This window comes from Pseudomonas sp. TE21394 (genome assembly GCF_054057835.1).
Genome location: NZ_JBSRZR010000001.1, coordinates 5,253,954 through 5,273,159 on the forward strand (window position 1 = coordinate 5,253,954; position 19,206 = coordinate 5,273,159).

At 63.5% G+C, this 19,206-nt stretch carries 17 protein-coding genes and 1 pseudogene; 12 read left to right on the plus strand and 6 right to left on the minus strand.

The annotated features are described in order from the left end of the window. The first annotated feature begins 34 nt into the window (after positions 1-34). The 8 genes from ACVWZT_RS24090 to ACVWZT_RS24125 all read left to right on the plus strand — a co-directional run bounded on the left by ACVWZT_RS24090 (position 35) and on the right by ACVWZT_RS24125 (position 5,667). Positions 35-823: a YqcI/YcgG family protein gene (locus ACVWZT_RS24090; protein WP_457471823.1), complete on the plus strand. Its 789-nt coding sequence runs from the start codon at positions 35-37 to the stop codon at positions 821-823. A 2-nt stretch (positions 824-825) separates the two neighbouring features. Further along, positions 826-1,452 carry a LysE family translocator gene (locus ACVWZT_RS24095; protein WP_296230307.1) on the plus strand — a complete coding sequence of 209 codons (627 nt, stop codon included), beginning with the start codon at positions 826-828 and terminating at the stop codon, positions 1,450-1,452. 38 nt (positions 1,453-1,490) lie between these two features. After that, the gene (locus ACVWZT_RS24100) at positions 1,491-2,576 is read left to right on the plus strand and encodes a hypothetical protein (RefSeq protein ID WP_457471825.1); all 1,086 of its coding nucleotides are present in this window, start codon (positions 1,491-1,493) and stop codon (positions 2,574-2,576) included. 146 nt (positions 2,577-2,722) lie between these two features. Continuing rightward, a complete protein-coding gene (locus ACVWZT_RS24105) occupies positions 2,723-3,409 on the plus strand; it encodes an SEL1-like repeat protein (protein WP_414707156.1) in 687 nt (228 codons plus the stop codon). A gap of 124 nt (positions 3,410-3,533) precedes the next feature. Then, positions 3,534-4,226 (plus strand): AzlC family ABC transporter permease, encoded by a 693-nt coding sequence (locus ACVWZT_RS24110; protein WP_296230311.1) that lies wholly within the window; start codon positions 3,534-3,536, stop codon positions 4,224-4,226. Continuing rightward, positions 4,223-4,537, plus strand: coding sequence for an AzlD domain-containing protein (locus tag ACVWZT_RS24115; protein ID WP_296230312.1), 315 nt, complete (start codon positions 4,223-4,225; stop codon positions 4,535-4,537). The genes ACVWZT_RS24110 and ACVWZT_RS24115 overlap by 4 nt, the downstream gene beginning before the upstream one ends. After that, entirely contained in the window at positions 4,534-5,367 is an 834-nt protein-coding gene (locus ACVWZT_RS24120; RefSeq protein ID WP_457471827.1) for an AraC family ligand binding domain-containing protein, read from the plus strand. The genes ACVWZT_RS24115 and ACVWZT_RS24120 overlap by 4 nt, the downstream gene beginning before the upstream one ends. Positions 5,368-5,439: 72 nt before the next feature. Then, positions 5,440-5,667, plus strand: coding sequence for a hypothetical protein (locus ACVWZT_RS24125; protein WP_296230316.1), 228 nt, complete (start codon positions 5,440-5,442; stop codon positions 5,665-5,667). A gap of 39 nt (positions 5,668-5,706) precedes the next feature. On the opposite strand, the gene ACVWZT_RS24130 is transcribed toward ACVWZT_RS24125, so the two are convergent. From ACVWZT_RS24130 to ACVWZT_RS24150, 5 genes and pseudogenes are all read right to left on the minus strand, one after another. Continuing rightward, positions 5,707-6,189 (minus strand): copper chaperone PCu(A)C, encoded by a 483-nt coding sequence (locus ACVWZT_RS24130; RefSeq protein WP_457471828.1) that lies wholly within the window; start codon positions 6,187-6,189, stop codon positions 5,707-5,709. Continuing rightward, positions 6,190-6,798: an SCO family protein gene (locus tag ACVWZT_RS24135; RefSeq protein WP_296230319.1), complete on the minus strand. Its 609-nt coding sequence runs from the start codon at positions 6,796-6,798 to the stop codon at positions 6,190-6,192. It abuts the gene before it with no gap. Positions 6,799-7,010: 212 nt separating this feature from the next. Beyond that, positions 7,011-7,595, minus strand: a complete 585-nt coding sequence (gene nfuA / locus ACVWZT_RS24140; RefSeq protein WP_003250416.1) for a Fe-S biogenesis protein NfuA — start codon at positions 7,593-7,595, stop codon at positions 7,011-7,013. 58 nt (positions 7,596-7,653) lie between these two features. Further along, a complete protein-coding gene (locus ACVWZT_RS24145; protein WP_457471830.1) occupies positions 7,654-8,688 on the minus strand; it encodes an acyltransferase family protein in 1,035 nt (344 codons plus the stop codon). A gap of 207 nt (positions 8,689-8,895) precedes the next feature. After that, positions 8,896-11,198: pseudogene (locus tag ACVWZT_RS24150) on the minus strand (fatty acid cis/trans isomerase). Between the two features lie 176 nt (positions 11,199-11,374). On the opposite strand from ACVWZT_RS24150, the gene metH reads away from it, so the two are divergent. Then, positions 11,375-15,082, plus strand: coding sequence for a methionine synthase (metH, locus tag ACVWZT_RS24155; protein WP_457471832.1), 3,708 nt, complete (start codon positions 11,375-11,377; stop codon positions 15,080-15,082). 108 nt (positions 15,083-15,190) lie between these two features. Then, entirely contained in the window at positions 15,191-15,406 is a 216-nt protein-coding gene (locus ACVWZT_RS24160) for a DUF2970 domain-containing protein (RefSeq protein ID WP_296230329.1), read from the plus strand. Between the two features lie 286 nt (positions 15,407-15,692). Here the strand turns inward: ACVWZT_RS24160 and ACVWZT_RS24165 are convergent, their stop codons facing one another. Beyond that, entirely contained in the window at positions 15,693-16,769 is a 1,077-nt protein-coding gene (locus ACVWZT_RS24165) for an ABC transporter substrate-binding protein (RefSeq protein ID WP_457471834.1), read from the minus strand. Positions 16,770-16,982: 213 nt separating this feature from the next. Between ACVWZT_RS24165 and ACVWZT_RS24170 the strand changes: the two genes are divergently transcribed. Together ACVWZT_RS24170 and ACVWZT_RS24175 are read left to right on the plus strand one after the other, a co-directional pair. Further along, positions 16,983-18,635 carry a nitrite/sulfite reductase gene (locus tag ACVWZT_RS24170; RefSeq protein WP_186675760.1) on the plus strand — a complete coding sequence of 551 codons (1,653 nt, stop codon included), beginning with the start codon at positions 16,983-16,985 and terminating at the stop codon, positions 18,633-18,635. After that, complete coding sequence (locus ACVWZT_RS24175) at positions 18,619-19,113, plus strand: DUF934 domain-containing protein (protein WP_296230333.1); 495 nt, start codon at positions 18,619-18,621, stop codon at positions 19,111-19,113. Before ACVWZT_RS24170 ends, ACVWZT_RS24175 begins: the two co-directional genes overlap by 17 nt. Positions 19,114-19,206 lie beyond the last annotated feature (93 nt).

A 19,206-nucleotide genomic window follows, 5' to 3' on the forward strand; every position in this document is an offset into this window, starting at 1 on the left:
TGGAAAGTTCATCTAATTATCGCCTGGGGAAATCATGTTTACGGGTTATGGAACTTGCTACCGCCTGGACGCGCTGGAGCTGGCCGCTGAACATGTCCGGTACACGCAACACTGGACTTACAAAACCATAGAGCATTTTCGCACTGTACTTGCCAACCCTGAATTCCCTTGCCTGTTCGGCCGCAAGGCGGTGAACGGCGCTACCTGTCACATACTCTTCGCCCGCTCCGAGCAATTGGCCGATGACATCGCACAGGGCCTGACCGACTACGTACGCACGATCGCCCCGATCCCACCCAAGCAACGTATCGGCAGCCCGCTGGTGGTATTCCTCGAAACCGCTGCCGACCATACCCTGGCCGAACAGCAGGCGCTGGCCTGGAAGGTGCTGCGTGGCGTGCATGCACGCGATCCGCACCCTTGGCCGCAAGGCATCCCGACCGACCCCGGAGACAATGGGTGGTCGTTCTGCTATGCCGGCATGCCGCTGTTCATCAACATGAACTTTCCCGGCCACCAGCAGATGAAAAGCCGCAACCTGGGGCCGCACATCACCTTCGTCATCAACCCTCGCGCCAATTTCGACGAAGTGGCCAACGCCAATACCGAAAGTGGCCAGCGAATCCGCGAACGCATTCGCGAACGCGTGCGCCACTACAACGACGGTGTCATGCCCGACACCCTTGGCTTCTTCGGCGATGCCGACAACTACGAGTGGAAGCAGTATCAACTGCAGGAAGCAGGGTCGCTCAACCCCTCCCGCTGCCCGTTCCATGCCCATGCCGCACACCCGGCCACACCCGACCTACTGATCGAGACCTGACCGTGAATACCGCACTCACCGCTACCTATGCCCTTACCGTACTGCTGCTGATCGCCACCCCCGGCCCGGTGGTGGCTTTGATCGTCAACACCGCGGCCGCGTCCGGCTCGCGCAAAGCCATTTTCACCGCAGTCGGCACCAACTGGGCGTCACTGGTGCTGATCGGCGCGGCCGCCTGGATCATCCTCACCAGCGCGGCCATCGACAAGACCTGGCTGAGCGTCATGAGCCTGCTGGGCTGCCTGTTCATCGGCTACATCGCCGTAGGCACGCTCAGGGAAGCCCTGGCGGCGCCTGCATCCGAGGCACCGGCTGAATCCGCCAAGCCCGGCCGCGGCGGGCTGCTGCAGGGCTTCATGGTGGGCATTTCCAACCCGAAGGACATCATTTTCTTCATCGCCTTCTTCCCGCAGTTCATCCAGATCACCGAGTCGTTCGGCAAGAGCATGGTGGTGCTGTCGCTGCTGTGGGTGGCCATCGACTTCGCCGTGCTCAGCCTGTACATCTTCGCCATCGGCAAGATCGCCTCGCAACGCAGCAACCGCATGATCAGCCTGGCCTCGGGCGTCGCCCTGCTGCTGATCGCGGCTGGCGGCCTGCTGTACAACCTCAGGGAACTGGCAGCCTGAAAGTGCTGCAGGCGCCCGTTGCAACAGAAGGAGACCCCATGACCGCGACAGACCCGAACCGGGCGCCTTCACCGTTGCAACAGGACTACCAGCGCTTTCTGCTGCTGGGCAGCCGGCGTGCCCCGCACACCGTGCATGTCCATGAAACCGACTACCGCTCCGGTACCATCAACACCGATGCCCTGGGCCTGCGCTATAGCCATTGCGCCGGCAAGCGCTTCTCGGCGGCCGAGCGCGGCAGTGCGGCACGCATCAACCTGCTGGTGGGTGGCTCTACCGCCCTGGGCATCGGCGCCAGCTCCGATGAACATACGGTGGCTTCGCACCTGTCGATGCTCACCGGCGAAGTCTGGCTGAGCCTGGCCGGCTGCGGGCTCAACGCCAGCCAGGAACTGCTGATGTTCCTTACCCACCAGCACCGCCTTGGCCAGATCGGCCATGTGGTAGTGCTGAGTGGCGTCAACAGCCTGGCCCACGAAGCCCTCAGCGAAGTCCTCGGCAACCAGCACGACCCGCAGCACGCCAAGGCCTACCAGCGTTTTCTCAACAGTTTCAGCGAAGGCCTGCAGCCTGCCGCGCCGCCCCGCCGACCATCACTGTGGCGGCGCATCAGTCAGGCGTTGGTCGCGCCCACTCCGGTCGAAACGCCGGCAACCTGGCCATTGTCGTCCCCGGAAAAGCGCATGGCGCGTGCGGCCGACCTTATCGGCCGGACCTTGCGCCAGTGGGACCGCTTGCTGGCTGACAGCCACGCCACCCTGACCTTCATCCTGCAGCCGCTGCTGCCCTGGTGCCGGGACAGCCTGCCGGCTGGCGAGCAAGCCATGCTGGACGCGCTGGAACGGCAACCGGCAAATTTCGACCGGTTGCTGGACGGCGTCTTCGACAGCCAGTTGCATTCGGCTTTCTTCCGCCGCATCAAGAGCCAGGCCGAACCGGTCCCTTGCTACGACATGAACAGCATGCTCAGCAGCTCGCCGGTGTTCGGCGCCGACCTGTTCATCGACCGTCTGCACCTGAACGACCTGGGCAACAATGCGCTGGCCAAGGTGATCACCGCCAAGCTTGGCCTGGCCCAGGAAAAACACGCCCAACGCAAGGTCTCGCCAGTCAAGCTCGTCTGAGAGTCGGCAGGTGGTCTTCCGGCGAAGCCCTCGGGTGGCTAGAATAGGCCGTCGTTCCGACCTGCCCGAGGCGCCCGTTTGACCGCCATGAACATCGAAGCCGTCCATCAGTACCTGGCACCCCGTGGAGTCTGCCTGTGAAACGCATGCTTCGCTTGCCCCCACTGTTGATCGCCCTGATGCCACTGGCCGCGCATGCACATGAGGTGCGTATCGACCCGCATGCCGACCTGCTCTACCGCCAGGCCCTGCCATTGCTGGAGCAGGCTGACAGCCAGGATGACAGCGCCACTACGCTGCGCACGGCCGTGACTGGCGACCCGGAACTCAGCCGCCAGGGCCAGGCGATGGCTCATACCCTGCCCACGGCGGTTGCCTTGCTGAAAAAATCCGTCGAGCTGGGCCACCCGGTCGCACAGTACCGCCTGGCGCTGTACTACATGACCTACCTGCCTGCGGCACAGATTCCAGATGCCGCCTGCCCATTGCTCGAAGCCAGCCTCAAGCAGGGCTTCGCCGCACCGGCGCCGGCCATTGCCACCTGGTGCCCCCCCTACAACGTCAGCGAAGAATACCGTGCTGCACTGGAGGCCATTCCCAACATGGCCACGGTATATGCCTCCTACTACCCGCAGCCGGCCACGCGCCTGGCCTGCAACCGCAACAGGCCGCAGGGGCTGGAAATGCAGTGGGGGCGTCAGCGCGACTACCAGGCCGAGGTGTACCGCCTGCTCGGCGACCTCGATCCGCAACATCGCCAGAGCCTGCTGCAAAAGGCCGTCGAGATAAATGGCTGCGTCACGGCGCAACAGCACCTGACCAGCCATCCCTGAGCCGCCTTTGCAGGAACCGCGTCGTCCAGCAAACAGCAACCCGCGTCAACCAGCAAGATCGTTCAAGCCATTCCCCCGCGCCTTCTGGCATGCTGGCCTGCCTTGTACATGCACTGCAGCCATCATGTCCCACATTGCACGCCAAGCTTACCTCCACGGTGCCATCGCCAGCCTGCCGCTGTCGCTGGCCGTCGCCCCCTGGGGCCTGCTGGCCGGCTCCATGGCCATCGAAGCCAACCTCAGCGCCTGGCAAGGGCAAGGGCTATCGGCCATTGTCTTCGCCGGGGCCGCGCAACTGGTCGCCATCGGCATGCTCAAGGGCGGCGCCAACCTGGCGTCGATCCTGCTGACCACCCTGCTGCTGACCTCGCAGCACCTGTTGTATGGCCTGTCGATGCGCCCGCTGCTGTGCAACCAGCCGTTGCGCTGGCGGCTGGGCCTGGGCTTTCTCCTGACCGACGAGTTCTTTGCCCTCACCAGCCAGTACGACCAGCAACAGTTCAACCGCTGGTATGCCCTTGGCGTGGGGCTGACGTTCTACATTGCCTGGAACCTGTTTACCCTGGCCGGCATCCTGTTGGGGCAGAACATTCCCCATCTGGACCAGCTCGGCCTGGACTTCTCCATCGTCGCCACTTTCGTCGCGCTGATCACACCGCTGGTGCGCAACCTGGCCACGGTGGTGTGCGTGGCAGTGTCTCTGTTCTGCTCGGTACTGTTCAGCCACTGGCAATGGGAAACCGCCCTGGTAGCGGCAGGCCTGCTGGGCATGAGTGCCGGTTTCATCTGCCAGAAATTCGCCGGAGCCCGCTCATGACCTGGATCCTGATTTTCGCCATGGGCGCCATTGTGTTCCTCAACCGCTATGCATTCCTGGAGCCACGCCTGCCGTTGCGCCTGAGTTCCAACGCCAGGCAATTCCTCGGCTTTGCCGTGCCGGGCATGCTCACCGCGATCTGCGCCCCGATCATCTTCATGCCCGGGCACCAGCTCGACCTGAGCCTGCTCAACCCCTACCTGCTGGGTTCGCTGGTGGCCATCGCCCTGGTGCTGTTGACCCGCAGCGTGCTACTGAGCATGCTGGTGAGCATGTTGATCTTCTACGCCCTGCGCAGCTGGCTGCCATGAGCACGCCTCTGCGCGAGCAGACACACCTGTGGCAGGCGCCGGCACTGGGCGACGTCGAGATGCTGCATGCACGCTATTTCCAGCAACGCTTCGCCCCGCATGTACATGAAGGCTACGTGTTTACTGTGATCGAGTCGGGTGCCCAGCGGTTCTGGCACCGCGGTAGCGAGCACCTGGCGCCGGTCGGCAGCATGGTGCTGATCAACCCTGACGAGTTGCATACCGGGGCCACTGCCCACGAAGCGGGCTGGCGCTACCGAGGCTTCTACCCGGAGCACGAGCGGGTAACCGGGGTGCTCGAGGAACTGGAACTGGGCCGCCACGGCATGCCCCGTTTCAAGGACAGCGTGATCAATGACCCGGCCCTGGCCAGCGCCTTCAGCCAGTTGCACCAACTGTCCGAGGCAGGCGCTAGTGCCCTGCAGCAACAGACCGCCTGGCGCCAGGCAGTGCTGGCCCTGGTGCAGCGCCATGGGCAATGCGCCGAACCTGCGGCCCCCGGCCAGGAACCGCTGGCGGTGGCCCGCGCCCGCGAGCTGCTGGAAAGCCAGCTGGCCGACCCGCCCTCGCTGGAAGCGCTGGCGGCGGCGGTCAACCTGTCACCATTTCATTTCGCCCGGGTGTTCCGCCAGGCCACCGGCCTGCCGCCCCATGCCTGGCTGAAACAGCGCCGCCTGGCCCGAGCACGGGAAATGCTCAAGCGTGGCTGGGCAGCCTCGGAGGTGGCGTTCGACCTGGGTTACGCCGACCAAAGTCATCTGAGCCGGCAATTCAAGCAGGCCTATGGGGTGACCCCGGGGGCCTACCGCAGCGCCTGCCTGCCGGCCTGAGCTGCGACAGCCGGGCACAGGTAATCCCGCCAGCCACTGCTACACTGACAGAGCTGAACGGAGGATCCTGCCATGTCCGAAACAGAGCTCACCACCCTGCTGTCGCTGATGAACCAGCGCCAAGCCTGCCTGAGCAGCGCCTGCAAGGAGATTGCCGACTGGATCGACCGGCAGGGCGATGTGCCCGCCGCCGGCAAGATCCGCGCCAGCCTGAAGGCCCTGGAGGCTGACGAGGCCAAGGTGCGCAAGACCCTTACCTCACTGACGCTCGACAGGCCACTGCCGAAGTTTCGCAGCTGAAAATGAACAGGGCCGCAAAGCGGCCCCGTTTCAAATCTGTCAGTGGTTCATGTGCATGTGCTCATGCCCGGTGCCCGCCTCGGCGGTGAGCGCTCGCACTTCAGCCTGTACCTCCACGGTTTCCCTGGCACCCCTGGCATCTTCGATGGTCAGGGTCAGCGGCACTTTCTCCCCCTCCTTCACCTGATTGCCCAGCCCCATCAGCATCACGTGCAGGCCGTTCGGATCCAGCGTCACGGCTTTGCCGGCTGGCAACTCGACAGTTTTCACCTCACGCATGCCCATCACGTCGCCGTTCATGGTCATCTCGTGCACCTGAACGGTCTTGGCTACCTTGGACGCCACACCCACCAACTTGCTGTCGCTGCTGGCGGTCAGGGTCATGAAAGCCCCGGTGGACTGCTGGTGCGGCACGCTGGCACGCACCCAGGCATCGCTCACGGTGGTTTGGGCCAGGGCTGGCAAGGCCAGGCCCATCAGGGCCAGGGCGGCAAGGCCGCGCTTGATCGGTTGCATCGACATTCAGCAGATCTCCATCAGGGTAACCAGGTCTTCGGCGCACTCCTGGGCGGTCAGGGCATGACCCAGGCTCAGGCGCAACGTGCCGCGCGTATCGTAGACATAGCTGGTGGACGAGTGCGAGACGGTATAGGTATCCCCGGCCGGGACCTTCTCGTAGAACACCTTGAATTCCTTGGCCACTGCGGCGATCTCTTCGGGGGTGCCGGTGAGCGCGGTGAACGACGGGTCGAACGCCTTGACGTAGGCGTCCAGCACTTCCGGGGTGTCGCGCTCCGGGTCCAGGGTGATCAGCACCACCTGGAACAGGTCGCGGTCACGGCCTCTGAGCAGCTTGCGAATCTGTGCGGCGCGCGCCAGCGTGGTCGGGCAGACCGCCGGGCACTGGGTAAAGCCGAAGAAGATCATCGGCATGCTGCCGTAGAAACTCGACAGGGTGCGTACGTTGCCCTGGGTGTCCTTGAGGCTGAACTTGCGCCCCAGGATCTCGTTGCTCATGTTCTTGCCGTACTTGAACTCGAGCCCCCGGGCCGGGCTGCAGCCTGCCAGCAGGCCAAGCCCGAGAACGCCCATCCCGGCGACAACTGCGCGCCGGGTATATAGATCATTCATGAAACCATCCTTTACAGGGGAGGTGCCGGCCCTCGGGACGGGCCGGACGAAATGCCGGGGCATTCTGGCATGGCCCCCCGAAGGGTTCTACCCGGGCAAGGCGATGGTCGGCTGCAGCCCTTGGAATACGGGCTGCGGCCTGTTGTCGCAGGGCTTGAAACAGTAACACTTTGTTGCTAAGGCGCGGCCTTGTAGCAGCAGCCCATCCAGCATCAGTAGTAGGCGTTCTCTTTCTGACTGTGGTCAGTCACGTCGCGTACGCCCTTCAGCTCGGGAATGCGTTCCAGCAGCGTACGCTCGATGCCTTCCTTCAGGGTCACGTCGGCCTGGCCACAACCCTGGCAACCACCGCCGAACTGCAGCACGGCGATGCCGTCGTCGACCACGTCCACCAGGCTCACCTGGCCGCCGTGGCTGGCCAGGCCGGGGTTGATCTCGGTCTGCAGGTAGTAATTGATGCGCTCGTTGATCGGGCTGTCTTCGTTGACCATCGGCACCTTGGCGTTCGGCGCCTTGATGGTCAACTGGCCGCCCATGCGGTCGGTAGCGTAGTCGACCAGCGCGTCTTCCAGGAACGGCACGCTGACGGCATCCAGGTAAGCGGTAAAGCTCTTCAGACCTACGGCGGTGTCGTCAGGCTTCTCTTCGCCCGGCTTGCAGTAGGCGATACAGGTTTCGGCGTACTGGGTGCCTGGCTGGGTGATGAAAATGCGAATGCCGATGCCAGGCGTATTCTGCTTGGAGAGCAGATCGGCCAGGTAGTCATGGGCGGCGTCGGTAATGGTTATAGCGCTCATGTAGGTTCCTCACAGACTTGCGGCCAAGTGTACGCCAACCCGGCCTTCGAACAAAGTCCTAGTATTTGACTCGGGAAAGCACATATTCAGGGGCTGGCTCCCGTGGCGCCGCCAACCAGGCCTGCAGGCGCCGGTACAGGCCGCGCTCCAGCCAGCGGTAGCTGAACCACGACATTAGTCCAATGGACGGCACGCACAGGGCGAATACCAGGTACGGGTTCAGTTGCAGGCGCTGGCTGGCGAACCAGCCGACGTACAGCACCAGCACATGGACCAGGTACACCGAATACGAACAGTCGCCCAAGGCCTTGAGCAGCCGGTTGCCACGGAACTGCGGCTCCAGGGCCACGAAGGCCAGCACGATCATTGCGCTCGGCACCCCCCAGTTGAGCAGCCGCCGGGAAGCGTCCAGGTAGTAGATGGCCAGGCTCGCCAGCGCCAACAACAGCAACGGCAGCCAGCGGGCATGGCGGATCAGCCCGCTGCGGAGCAACACGCCCAGGCCGATGCCGAGCAGGAATTCATAGATGATCGGGTTGTTGTAGAAACGGCTGAGCACACCCAGCCGGCCCAGCACCTCACTGACCAGCAGCAGCGCAGCGGTCGCCAGCAGTTGGTAACGGCGCTGGCGGACCAGGAAGGCCAGGCCGAACAGCAAGTAGAAGAACATTTCGAAATTCAGCGTCCAGCCCACGTTCAAGGTCGGGTACAAGCCGTAGCCGCCAGGGTTTTCCGCCGGGATGAACAACAGCGACAACCACAGGTGCTGCCAGGTGAACGCCTGGTGCGGCATCCATTGACTGAAAGCGAGCAACAGCGTGGCCATCAGCGCCGTGTAGAACCAATAGGCCGGGACGATGCGCAACACCCGGTTTAGCAGGAACTGGCGCGGTTCGATGGGCTTGTCACGGGTCGACAGGTAGATGACCAGCCCGCTGATGACGAAGAAGATGTCGACGCCAACAGCGCCACGGTCGGTGAGCAGTTGGCCAATGGGGCCGGTGGCATGGAAGTCGAAGAAGATCTGCATGAAATGGTGGCAAACCACCACCCAGGCGGCGAACGCCCGCAGTGCCTGAAGCGAATACAGCATGGAATACCCTGCAATTGCCGGTGCATTGAGGCCTTTGGAGCGCAGTGCGCTCCACCGCTGGTAAGCCCGCTGCCACGGGTACTGCGCAGCTTTCAGGCATGTGCAGCACCCCGTGGAGTTGGCTGGCCGGCGATGGGGCTGCACAGCAACCCCCGGACCACCCAGCATTTCCGACCGCAGGGTAGGCGCAAAGGTCAGCCCGCCCGATCAGAGGTTCTGGTAGCGGTTCATGTCCAGCACGCCCGCCTCGACCGGCTCGGTCTCCTTGATGAAGCTGTTGAGGTCATGGAAGTAGCGCCAGAACTCGGGGTGGCTGCGGCGCACACCCCAGCGCATGACGATACGCTCGAAGCGCGCGCAGCATCATCCTTGGCGTACTCCATGTCCTCGACGAACTCCGGCACATCTGTGGCCGGGATGTTGAAGATGAAGTTCGGGTAGCTGCTGAGCACGCCCGGGTACAGGGTCAGGGTGTCCAGGCCCGGCTGGTAGCGGTACGCCTCACCCAGCAGGAACGCCACGTTGCTGTGCGCGCGGTTGCGCAGCAGGCTGTACACCTGACGCTGGCCACCCTGCCCTTCGATGCGCAGCAGAGTCGCCTCGGGCAGCTGGTTGATCACCTTCAACCCGGCAGCCGGGCGCGACACCAGGCGGCTGAGCGACTGTTCGACATTGCGGAACTCTTCACTCATCTGCGGCCGTGAGCAGTACGCGCCCTGGCAGCGGTTGATCGGGTCGGGCGCGGCATTCAGGCTGCCGGTGCGCTGCAGCAGCTGCAGGCCAAAGTCGCGCTTGGGGTCGCGCAGGTCGAGCTTGATGCCGGTTGGGGTGTCGGTGTCGATGTCCTCGTAGTCCATCCACATCTTCACCTTGCCGCTGTTCTGATACCAGTCGCCGAGGATCGCCTTGCGCTGGTCGGCCGGCATCAGGCGCAGGAAGTTGATTTCGGCACCGTTGCGGATCAGGTCGAAATACAGGCGCGTCTGCAACTGATGCGAGACGTTGCCGAACACGTCGAAGTTGACCGCCAACTGATAATAGGTGCGCTCGAACAGCGGGTAATCGAACAGCCACACGGTCAGTGGCACATCGCCAACCAGGCCCTTGGTCACCGCGGCGCTGTCGAAGTGGCGGAAGATGCTCAGCAGCGCGTTGTCGTTACCGGCCCACAGTGTGGCCCAGCCCGGCGCCGGCATGTCGGCGTAGGCTTCGCGGCGCAGTTTCTCGTACTCGTTGCGTTTGTCGCGGTAGGCGTGCCACAGGCTCAGCACACTGCCAACGTCATCGATCTGCCCAGGCATGGCCAGTAGCGGCGTGGCCTCGCCCCGGTACTGGGCATCGGTGATGTAACGGTCGTGGGCTGGCTCCTGGAACAACGCCCAGAAGTTGTCGCGGATCACATCAGTGGCGATCTGCCCACGGCAGACCGGGCCGCGGATGAAGGTACGCACGAAGTACTCGGCGTTATCCAGCATGAACTGGTAGCGCGCCACCGCCGGGATCGCCTCGAAGGTCTCGAACGGGTTGGCCCGGTGGCGCGGGCCGTAGCCTGGCAAGGCAGCGGCGTGCCAGTCGCCGGCGTAGAACAGTTGCTTGACCCGCTTGAGCTTCTGCGGCCCCATCGGGTAGGTGATGTGGGTCTTGTGCACGATCACGCCCTGCACCGGGATCAAGCGGTAATAGAAGTCGGTGCCCGGCGGGTCGTTGGGGCGGCGCGTGGCGATCAGGTCGACCGGCTGCCCGCTCGGGGTGCGCGAGCGCACCCACTGGAAGAAGTGGCCCTGCTCGCCTCCGGTGAAGTAGATGTGAGCCAGGAACAGGTGCTCGTACAGCCAGCGGCCGACCAGCGCCTCGGTGGAGCCGGGGCGGTTGAGCAGTTCTTCCCATTCGGCGATCTGCGTGGCTTCGATCGCGCTTGGCTTGACTGGCTGGTACTCGACCGGCGCACCGCCAGCCAGCCAGCGGCGCAGGGTGTCGTATTCGTTGTCGGTCAGGCCGGTCACCGCCAGCGGCATGCCCTCCTTGGGGTGAGCGCCGGCATAAGCGTCGAACTCCTCGGGCAAGGGGCACATATTGTTGCGGTTCAGGCCCAGGACGATTTCTTCAGGCAGCTTGGCGTTGGGCGTAAGCGGGGTCTTGTGCCCCAGCTCCAGCATGCGGGCCATCAGCGCGGCCTGGCTGCCCTGGTTGTCGAGGACCGAATAGAAGCCCTTCTTGCGCCACTCGCCCTCGCTGTGGGCGTCGTAGAACAACCGCGTGGTGGGCACCGCCCTGCTGCGCTCGCCCTGGTAGACCGGCACCTTGGTCGCACCGCGCACGGCGCCCTCGGGGCTTTCCAGCTTCAGCTGGCAGGCAGCATCGTTGCAGGCGTGGCAGGCCACGCATTTTTCGGTGAAGATCGGTTGGATGTCCCGGGTATAGGAAATAGCCGGGCTCGACTGTGGGGCTTGCGCGAACGCCACGCTACTGATGAACAGCGCGAAAGCGGCGGCAAGAATACGATGCACCATGTGCGGAAAGTCCTGGGAATTGAAACCATCACGTTTTTGCCTGATCGTCCTTGGATGCACTGCCAGCAGGCCTGCCAACATGAGCAGTTTTCATGCAAATGGGCGACATGCCTAAAAACCGCGCAGCTTTGTTATGATTCGGCACCTTCTGAAATTTGCCCGACCAGGTAGTTCCTATGTCCGACCGTAGCGCTCGTCTCCAAGCACTCCAGAACGCACTCGCAGAGCGCATCCTGATCCTCGACGGCGGCATGGGTACTATGATCCAAAGCTACCGGCTCGAGGAACACGACTATCGTGGCACGCGCTTCGCCGATTGGCCAAGCGATGTCAAAGGTAACAACGACCTGCTGCTGCTCAGCCGCCCCGATGTGATCGCCGCCATCGAGAAGGCCTACCTGGATGCCGGGGCCGATATCCTCGAAACCAACACCTTCAACGCCACGCAGATTTCCCAGGCCGACTACGGCATGGAAGCGCTGGTGTACGAGCTGAACGTCGAAGGCGCACGCATCGCCCGCCAGGTAGCCGACGCCAAGACCCTGGAAACCCCGGACAAGCCGCGCTTCGTCGCCGGCGTACTCGGCCCGACCAGCCGCACCTGCTCGATTTCCCCGGACGTCAACGACCCCGGTTACCGCAACGTCACCTTCGACGAACTGGTCGCCAACTACATCGAGGCCACCCGCGGCCTGATCGAAGGCGGCGCCGACCTGCTGCTGATCGAGACCATCTTCGACACCCTCAACGCCAAGGCGGCGATCTTCGCCGTGCAACAGGTATTCGAAGAAGACGCTATCGAACTGCCGATCATGATCTCCGGCACCATCACCGACGCCTCCGGCCGCACGCTGTCGGGCCAGACCACCGAGGCGTTCTGGAACTCGGTTCGCCATGCCAAGCCGATTTCCGTGGGCCTGAACTGCGCCCTCGGCGCCAAGGACCTGCGCCCGTACCTGGAAGAACTGGCGACCAAGGCCGACACCCACGTCTCGGCCCACCCCAACGCCGGCCTGCCCAACGCTTTCGGCGAATACGACGAGACCCCGGCGGAAATGGCCGCCGTGGTCGAAGAATTCGCCGCCAGCGGCTTCCTCAACATCATCGGCGGTTGCTGTGGTACCACGCCGGGGCACATCCAGGCCATCGCCGAAGCCGTGGCCAAGTACCCGCCGCGCAAGATTCCGCAAATCGCCAAGGCCTGCCGCCTGTCAGGCCTGGAACCCTTCACCATCGACCGCCAGTCGCTGTTCGTCAACGTCGGCGAGCGCACCAACATCACCGGCTCCGCCAAGTTCGCCCGGCTGATCCGTGAGGAAAACTACACCGAAGCCCTGGAAGTTGCCCTGCAGCAGGTCGAGGCCGGCGCCCAGGTGATCGACATCAACATGGACGAGGGGATGCTCGACTCCCAGGCCGCCATGGTCCGCTTCCTCAACCTGATCGCTGGCGAGCCCGATATCTCACGCGTGCCGATCATGATCGACTCGTCCAAGTGGGAGGTGATCGAAGCGGGCCTCAAGTGCATCCAGGGCAAGGGCATCGTCAACTCGATTTCCATGAAGGAAGGCGTCGAGCAGTTCAAGCACCATGCCCGCCTGTGCAAGCGCTATGGCGCCGCCGTGGTGGTGATGGCGTTCGACGAGGTCGGCCAGGCCGACACCGCCGCACGCAAGAAGGAAATCTGCCAGCGCAGCTATGACATCCTGGTCAACGAAGTGGGCTTCCCACCAGAAGACATCATCTTCGACCCGAACATCTTCGCCGTCGCCACCGGTATCGAGGAGCACAACAATTACGCCGTCGATTTCATCGAGGCCTGCGCCTACATCCGCGACCACCTGCCGTACGCACTGAGTTCGGGTGGCGTGTCCAACGTGTCGTTCTCGTTCCGTGGCAACAACCCGGTACGTGAAGCGATCCATTCCGTGTTCCTGTACCACGCGATCCAGAACGGCCTGACCATGGGTATCGTCAACGCCGGCCAGCTGGAGATCTACGACGAGATCCCCGCCGAGCTGCGGGAGAAGGTCGAGGACGTCGTGCTCAACCGCACCGCGCATGGCACCGATGCACTGCTGGCCATTGCCGACGACTACAAGGGCGGCGGTGCCACCAGGGAAGTGGAGAACGAAGAGTGGCGCTCGCTGCCGGTGGAAAAACGCCTGGAGCACGCGCTGGTGAAAGGCATCACGGCGTTCATCGTCGAAGATACCGAAGAATGCCGTCAACAATGCGCGCGCCCCATCGAAGTCATCGAAGGCCCGCTGATGAGCGGCATGAACGTGGTGGGCGACCTGTTCGGTGCGGGCAAGATGTTCCTGCCGCAGGTGGTCAAGTCGGCCCGCGTGATGAAACAGGCGGTGGCGCACCTGATTCCGTTCATCGAAGCCGAGAAAGGCGACAAGCCGGAGGCCAAGGGCAAGATCCTCATGGCCACGGTAAAAGGCGACGTGCACGATATCGGCAAGAACATCGTCGGCGTGGTGCTGGGCTGCAACGGCTACGACATCGTCGACCTTGGCGTGATGGTGCCGGCCGAGAAGATCCTGCAAACCGCCCGCGACCAGAAGTGCGACATCATCGGCCTGTCCGGCCTGATCACGCCGTCACTTGACGAGATGGTCCACGTCGCCCGCGAAATGCAACGCCAGGGCTTCAACCTGCCGTTGATGATCGGTGGCGCCACCACCTCCAAGGCGCACACCGCCGTCAAGATCGAACCCAAGTACAGCAACGATGCAGTGGTCTATGTCACCGACGCTTCGCGTGCCGTGGGTGTTGCCACCCAGTTGCTGTCCAAGGAACTGAAAGCGGGCTTCGTCGAGAAGACCCGCGAGGAATACCAGCAAGTGCGCGAGCGCACGGCCAACCGCAGTGCCCGCACCGAGCGCCTGAGCTACGCCCAGGCCGTTGCAGCCAAGCCGCAGTACGACTGGGCCGGCTACCAGCCCGCTGTGCCCTCCTTCACTGGCGTCAAGGTGCTGGAGAACATCGACCTGCGCACCCTGGCCGAATACATCGACTGGACGCCGTTCTTCATTTCCTGGGACCTGGCCGGCAAGTTCCCGCGCATTCTGACCGACGAGGTGGTTGGCGAGGCGGCCACGGCGCTGTACCAGGATGCACGCGAGATGCTCGACAAGCTGATCGACGAAAAGCTGATCAGCGCCCGTGCGGTGTTCGGCTTCTGGCCGGCCAACCAGGTGGCCGATGACGATATCGAAGTGTACGGCGACGACGGCCAGGCCCTGGCCACCCTGCATCACTTGCGCCAGCAGACCATCAAGCCGGACGGCAAGCCCAACTGGTCACTGGCCGACTTCGTCGCGCCGAAGGCCAGCGGTGTCACCGATTATGTCGGCGGCTTCATCACCACCGCCGGCATCGGCGCCGAGGAACTGGCCAAGGCCTATCAGGACAAGGGTGACGACTACAGCTCGATCATGGTCAAGGCCCTGGCTGACCGCCTGGCCGAAGCCTGCGCCGAATGGCTGCACGAGCAGGTGCGCAAGGAACACTGGGGCTACGCCCGCGACGAGCACCTCGACAACGAGGCGCTGATCAAGGAGCAATACCGCGGCATTCGCCCGGCACCGGGCTACCCGGCCTGCCCGGACCACACCGAGAAGGAAACCCTGTTCCGCCTGCTGGACGGCACGGCCATCGGCGAAACCGGGCCGAGCGGCGTGTTCCTTACCGACCACTTCGCGATGTTCCCGGCGGCGGCAGTCAGCGGCTGGTACTTTGCCCACCCGCAGGCACAGTACTTTGCCGTGGGCAAGGTCGACCGCGACCAGATCGAAAACTACAGCGCGCGCAAAGGCCAGGACATCAGCGTGAGCGAGCGCTGGCTGGCGCCCAACCTCGGGTACGACAGCTGAGTCGGCGCCGGCTTCTTCGCGGGGTGACTCGCGAAGAAGCCGGCCATGCCAACCCCGCCTGATTGCCTACACTGTCCCTGATTGCCTCTGCTTTTTCCAGGAGCCACCATGGACGATTCCAGCCAGGGCAAACCGCCGACTTTCTGGCAGATGCTGCACAGCATTCTTGCCGCCGCCTTTGGCGTACAAAGCGGCAAGAACCGCACCCGCGACTTCACCCACGGCAAGGCCAGCCATTTCATTGCGCTGGGGACGCTGTTCACCCTGGTGTTCATTGCCGTACTGATCGGCCTGGTGCAACTGGCCCTGCACCTTGCCCGCTAGCCGCTAGCGGTCTGTTCGCTGGCACGATAAAACGCCTGCGGGATTTCCCCCGCAGGCGCCCTGCTGCATCATGGTCTTGAAGACAAGTCTACTGGTGGCTGACCCAATACACGGCGGTGACCACCACCAGGACGATCAGGCAGAGGATCGCCCAGGCATCGACACTGCTGTCAGCTTTACGGACCTTGGTTGAGTTTCCCATTGCATTGCCTCTTGTAGTGGTTATGGGAATGCACTTCACACCAGCAGTTAAGACGAGCAATGCCCTTCGCTCAAGCAGGGTCTTTCAATAATCGATCGGTGACACCAGAAACGGGTACTGGTAGCTAGGCGGCCGCCCTTCGGCGCTGTACTGCTGGAAATCGACGCCGTAGTCGGCCCGTTCCTGCAGTTGCAGCCAGTGCTTTGCCTTGGCCTGGTCGATCAGCTGCAACACCGGCACGCTGTGCTCGCGCAGACGGCCGCGGTTCACCGGCAGCCCCTGGGCATCATCGTGCAGCAGCACCATGGCCCAACCGCCAAGGGTGAAATGCCCGCCCATCAGTACGCTCAGGCGCCCGTCGATACGCGCGTGCAAGGCCTCGGGCGAAGCGTTAACTGCACCGAACAGCACGTCACGCCCCGGCCGCCGGCCTGCCTCTTCACATGCCTGCATGGCGCCAAAGGCCATCTCGTCATTGGCCGACCACACCAGGCGCGTGCCTGGGTAGCGCTCCAGCAGCTGCCGCGCCTGCTCGTAGGCACGCTGACGGTTCCAGCCGCCATACACCACCTGACGCAGGCGCACCTGGGGATGATCGGCCAAGGCCCGACGCATGCCCTCTACGCGCAACTGCGAGGCCGGCGTGGTCTTGACCCCGGCGAAGGCCACCAGGTCCACCGGCCCGCTGTCCCGGGGCAATTGCGCGACCATCTGCTGCAACATCTGGAAGCCTGCCTGCTCGTCGTTGCTGACCAGGGTGCCCAGGGGCTCGGCATACTTGTCGGGCTGGGCCTTGACACTCATGGCCTGGCTGGCGGTCAGGCCGTTGTTGACCAGGAACAGCTTGACCCCGGAGCCACGCGACAGGCGCATGATTTCCGGGGCGACATACTGCTCGTTGACCAGCACCAGGTAGTCCGGCCGCTGCGGCCCGCTCAGGATCGCCCTGGCGCGGCTCAGTGCCAGGTCGGCACGGCGCTCGCTGTACTCCACGCGCAAGGTCATGCCCAGCTCGTCTGCGGCGGCCTGCATGAAACGGGTATAGCTGGTCCAGAACGTCTCGGAGGACAACCCCGGGTTGAGAAAAACCACCGACGCCGGTTGCGCGGTGGCCGTCAGCGGCAAGACAAGACACAAGCTTTGGCACAACGCCTTGAGCATGGGGACAGAACCCTGCGAAGCAAACCCCGGATTATAAACACCGGGCCACAGCCAGCGCACAAATGGCAGTCAATCTCACATAGTCCGTTTGGTTCTTTTCATATGCAAAAACATCACTTTAGCGCATAAACGCAACCTGCTATCGTTCCCCGGCTCCGAACCGGAGTGCGCGGCCGTGCGCGCGAATAGCTGCATGCCTGAGACAGGACTTTTATGTACGTATACGACGAGTACGATCAGCGGATCATCGAGGACCGCGTCAAGCAGTTCCGTGATCAGACCCGCCGCTACCTGGCCGGGGAACTGAGCGAAGAAGAATTCCGCCCTCTGCGCCTGCAGAACGGCCTATACATCCAACGTTTCGCACCGATGCTGCGTGTCGCCGTGCCGTACGGCCAGTTGAACGCCCGCCAGGTCCGCACCCTGGCCAAGATCGCCCGCGACTACGACAAGGGCTACGCCCACATCTCCACCCGCCAGAACGTACAGTTCAACTGGCCCGCGCTGGAAGACGTCCCGGACATCCTTGCCGAGCTGGCCACGGTGCAGATGCATGCGATCCAGACCAGCGGCAACTGCCTGCGCAACACCACCACCGACCAGTTCGCCGGTGTTGCTGCGGACGAAATCATCGACCCACGCCCGTGGTGTGAAATCGTCCGCCAGTGGACCACCTTCCACCCGGAATTCGCCTACCTGCCGCGCAAGTTCAAGATTGCCATCAACGGCTCGCAGGAAGACCGCGCCGCCATCGAGGTGCACGACATCGGCCTGGAGCCGGTGCGCAATGCCGCTGGCGAGCTGGGCTTCCGCGTACTGGTCGGCGGCGGCCTGGGCCGTACTCCGGTAGTCGGCTCGTTCATCAACGAGTTCCTGCCCTGGCAGGACCTGATCAGCTACCTGGATGCCATTCTGCGCGTGTACAACCGTTACGGCCGCCGTGACAACAAGTACAAGGCGCGGATCAAGATCCTGGTCAAGGCCCTTACCCCGGAAGTGTTCGCCGAGAAGGTCGAGGCCGAAATGGTTCACCTGCGCGGCGGCAGCACCACCCTGACCGAAGCCGAAGTACAGCGCGTTTCGCGCCACTTCGTCGACCCGGACTACCTGGCCCTGGACAACGTCGACTACAGCGCCCTGGATGCCGAATACCCAGGCTTTGCCCGTTGGCGTTCGCGCAACACCCGCGCCCACAAGCGCCCGGGCTACGTGGCCGTGACCCTGTCGCTGAAGCCCACCGGCGTTGCCCCGGGCGACCTGACCGACAAGCAACTGGACGCCGTGGCCGACCTGGCCGAGCGCTACAGCTTCGGTTTCCTGCGCACCTCGCACGAACAGAACATCATTCTCGCCGACGTCGAGCAGCGCCAGCTGCACGCGCTGTGGCTGGAGCTGCGCGAAGCCGGCTTCGCCACCCCGAACATCGGCCTGCTGACCGACATCATCTGCTGCCCGGGTGGTGACTACTGCTCGCTGGCCAACGCCAAGTCGATTCCGATCGCCGAATCCATCCAGCGCCGCTTCGACGACCTGGACTACCTGTTCGACATCGGCGAGATCGACCTGAACATTTCCGGCTGCATGAACGCCTGCGGCCACCACCACGTGGGCCACATCGGCATTCTCGGCGTGGACAAGAAGGGCGAGGAGTTCTACCAGGTATCGCTGGGCGGCAATGCCGCGCGTGGCGCGAGCCTGGGCAAGATCCTCGGCCCGTCCTTCGCCCAGGACGACATGGCCGATGTGATCGAGAAGCTGATCGCCGTGTACGTCGAGCAACGTACCGAGGAAGAGCGTTTCATCGACACCTACCAGCGTATCGGCATCGACCCCTTCAAGGAACGCGTCTATGCAGCGAATCATTAAGAACAACCAGATCGTCGACGAAACCTGGCACCTGCTGCCGAAGGAGACCTCGTTCGACGAGCTGACCAACTGCGACGACTACATCGTCCCGCTGCAGATGTGGCGCGACCATGCCCATGCACTGAAAGCCCGCGATGGTGGCCTGGGTGTGTGGCTGGACAGTGACGAAGAAGCGGAAGAAATCGGCGAGGACGTGCAACACTTCCAGGTCATCGCATTGAACTTCCCGGCCTTCACCGACGGGCGCAGCTACTCCAATGCACGCCTGCTGCGTGACCGCTATGGCTACAAGGGCGAGCTGCGTGCGATTGGTGACGTGCTGCGCGACCAGCTGTTCTTCATGGCCCGCTGCGGCTTCGATGCGTTCGCCATCCGTGCCGACAAGGACCCGGAAGACGCGCTGCAAAGCCTGAAAGACTTCTCGGTGACCTACCAGGCCGCCGCCGACGAGCCGCTGCCGCTGTTCCGCCGCCGCTGATCGTCAGCTGCCGTGCCTGACGGCCCGCCTTCTTGGCGGGCCGATGCGTTTTCGGGTCGGGAATTCAAGTTCGCTGATGGCGCGCCGACATCA

Excerpts from the sequence above, each read along its gene's own strand:
- ACVWZT_RS24120 (WP_457471827.1), top strand. The coding sequence starts at position 4,534 with ATGAGCACGCCTCTGCGCGAGCAGACACACCTGTGGCAGGCGCCGGCA.
- ACVWZT_RS24125 (WP_296230316.1), top strand. The coding sequence starts at position 5,440 with ATGTCCGAAACAGAGCTCACCACCCTGCTGTCGCTGATGAACCAGCGC.
- ACVWZT_RS24105 (WP_414707156.1), top strand. The coding sequence starts at position 2,723 with ATGCTTCGCTTGCCCCCACTGTTGATCGCCCTGATGCCACTGGCCGCG.
- ACVWZT_RS24160 (WP_296230329.1), top strand. The coding sequence starts at position 15,191 with ATGGACGATTCCAGCCAGGGCAAACCGCCGACTTTCTGGCAGATGCTG.
- nfuA (WP_003250416.1), bottom strand. The coding sequence starts at position 7,595 with ATGAGCGCTATAACCATTACCGACGCCGCCCATGACTACCTGGCCGAT.
- ACVWZT_RS24115 (WP_296230312.1), top strand. The coding sequence starts at position 4,223 with ATGACCTGGATCCTGATTTTCGCCATGGGCGCCATTGTGTTCCTCAAC.
- ACVWZT_RS24175 (WP_296230333.1), top strand. The coding sequence starts at position 18,619 with ATGCAGCGAATCATTAAGAACAACCAGATCGTCGACGAAACCTGGCAC.
- ACVWZT_RS24130 (WP_457471828.1), bottom strand. The coding sequence starts at position 6,189 with ATGTCGATGCAACCGATCAAGCGCGGCCTTGCCGCCCTGGCCCTGATG.
- ACVWZT_RS24100 (WP_457471825.1), top strand. The coding sequence starts at position 1,491 with ATGACCGCGACAGACCCGAACCGGGCGCCTTCACCGTTGCAACAGGAC.
- ACVWZT_RS24110 (WP_296230311.1), top strand. The coding sequence starts at position 3,534 with ATGTCCCACATTGCACGCCAAGCTTACCTCCACGGTGCCATCGCCAGC.
- ACVWZT_RS24170 (WP_186675760.1), top strand. The coding sequence starts at position 16,983 with ATGTACGTATACGACGAGTACGATCAGCGGATCATCGAGGACCGCGTC.
- metH (WP_457471832.1), top strand. The coding sequence starts at position 11,375 with ATGTCCGACCGTAGCGCTCGTCTCCAAGCACTCCAGAACGCACTCGCA.
- ACVWZT_RS24090 (WP_457471823.1), top strand. The coding sequence starts at position 35 with ATGTTTACGGGTTATGGAACTTGCTACCGCCTGGACGCGCTGGAGCTG.
- ACVWZT_RS24135 (WP_296230319.1), bottom strand. The coding sequence starts at position 6,798 with ATGAATGATCTATATACCCGGCGCGCAGTTGTCGCCGGGATGGGCGTT.
- ACVWZT_RS24145 (WP_457471830.1), bottom strand. The coding sequence starts at position 8,688 with ATGCTGTATTCGCTTCAGGCACTGCGGGCGTTCGCCGCCTGGGTGGTG.
- ACVWZT_RS24165 (WP_457471834.1), bottom strand. The coding sequence starts at position 16,769 with ATGCTCAAGGCGTTGTGCCAAAGCTTGTGTCTTGTCTTGCCGCTGACG.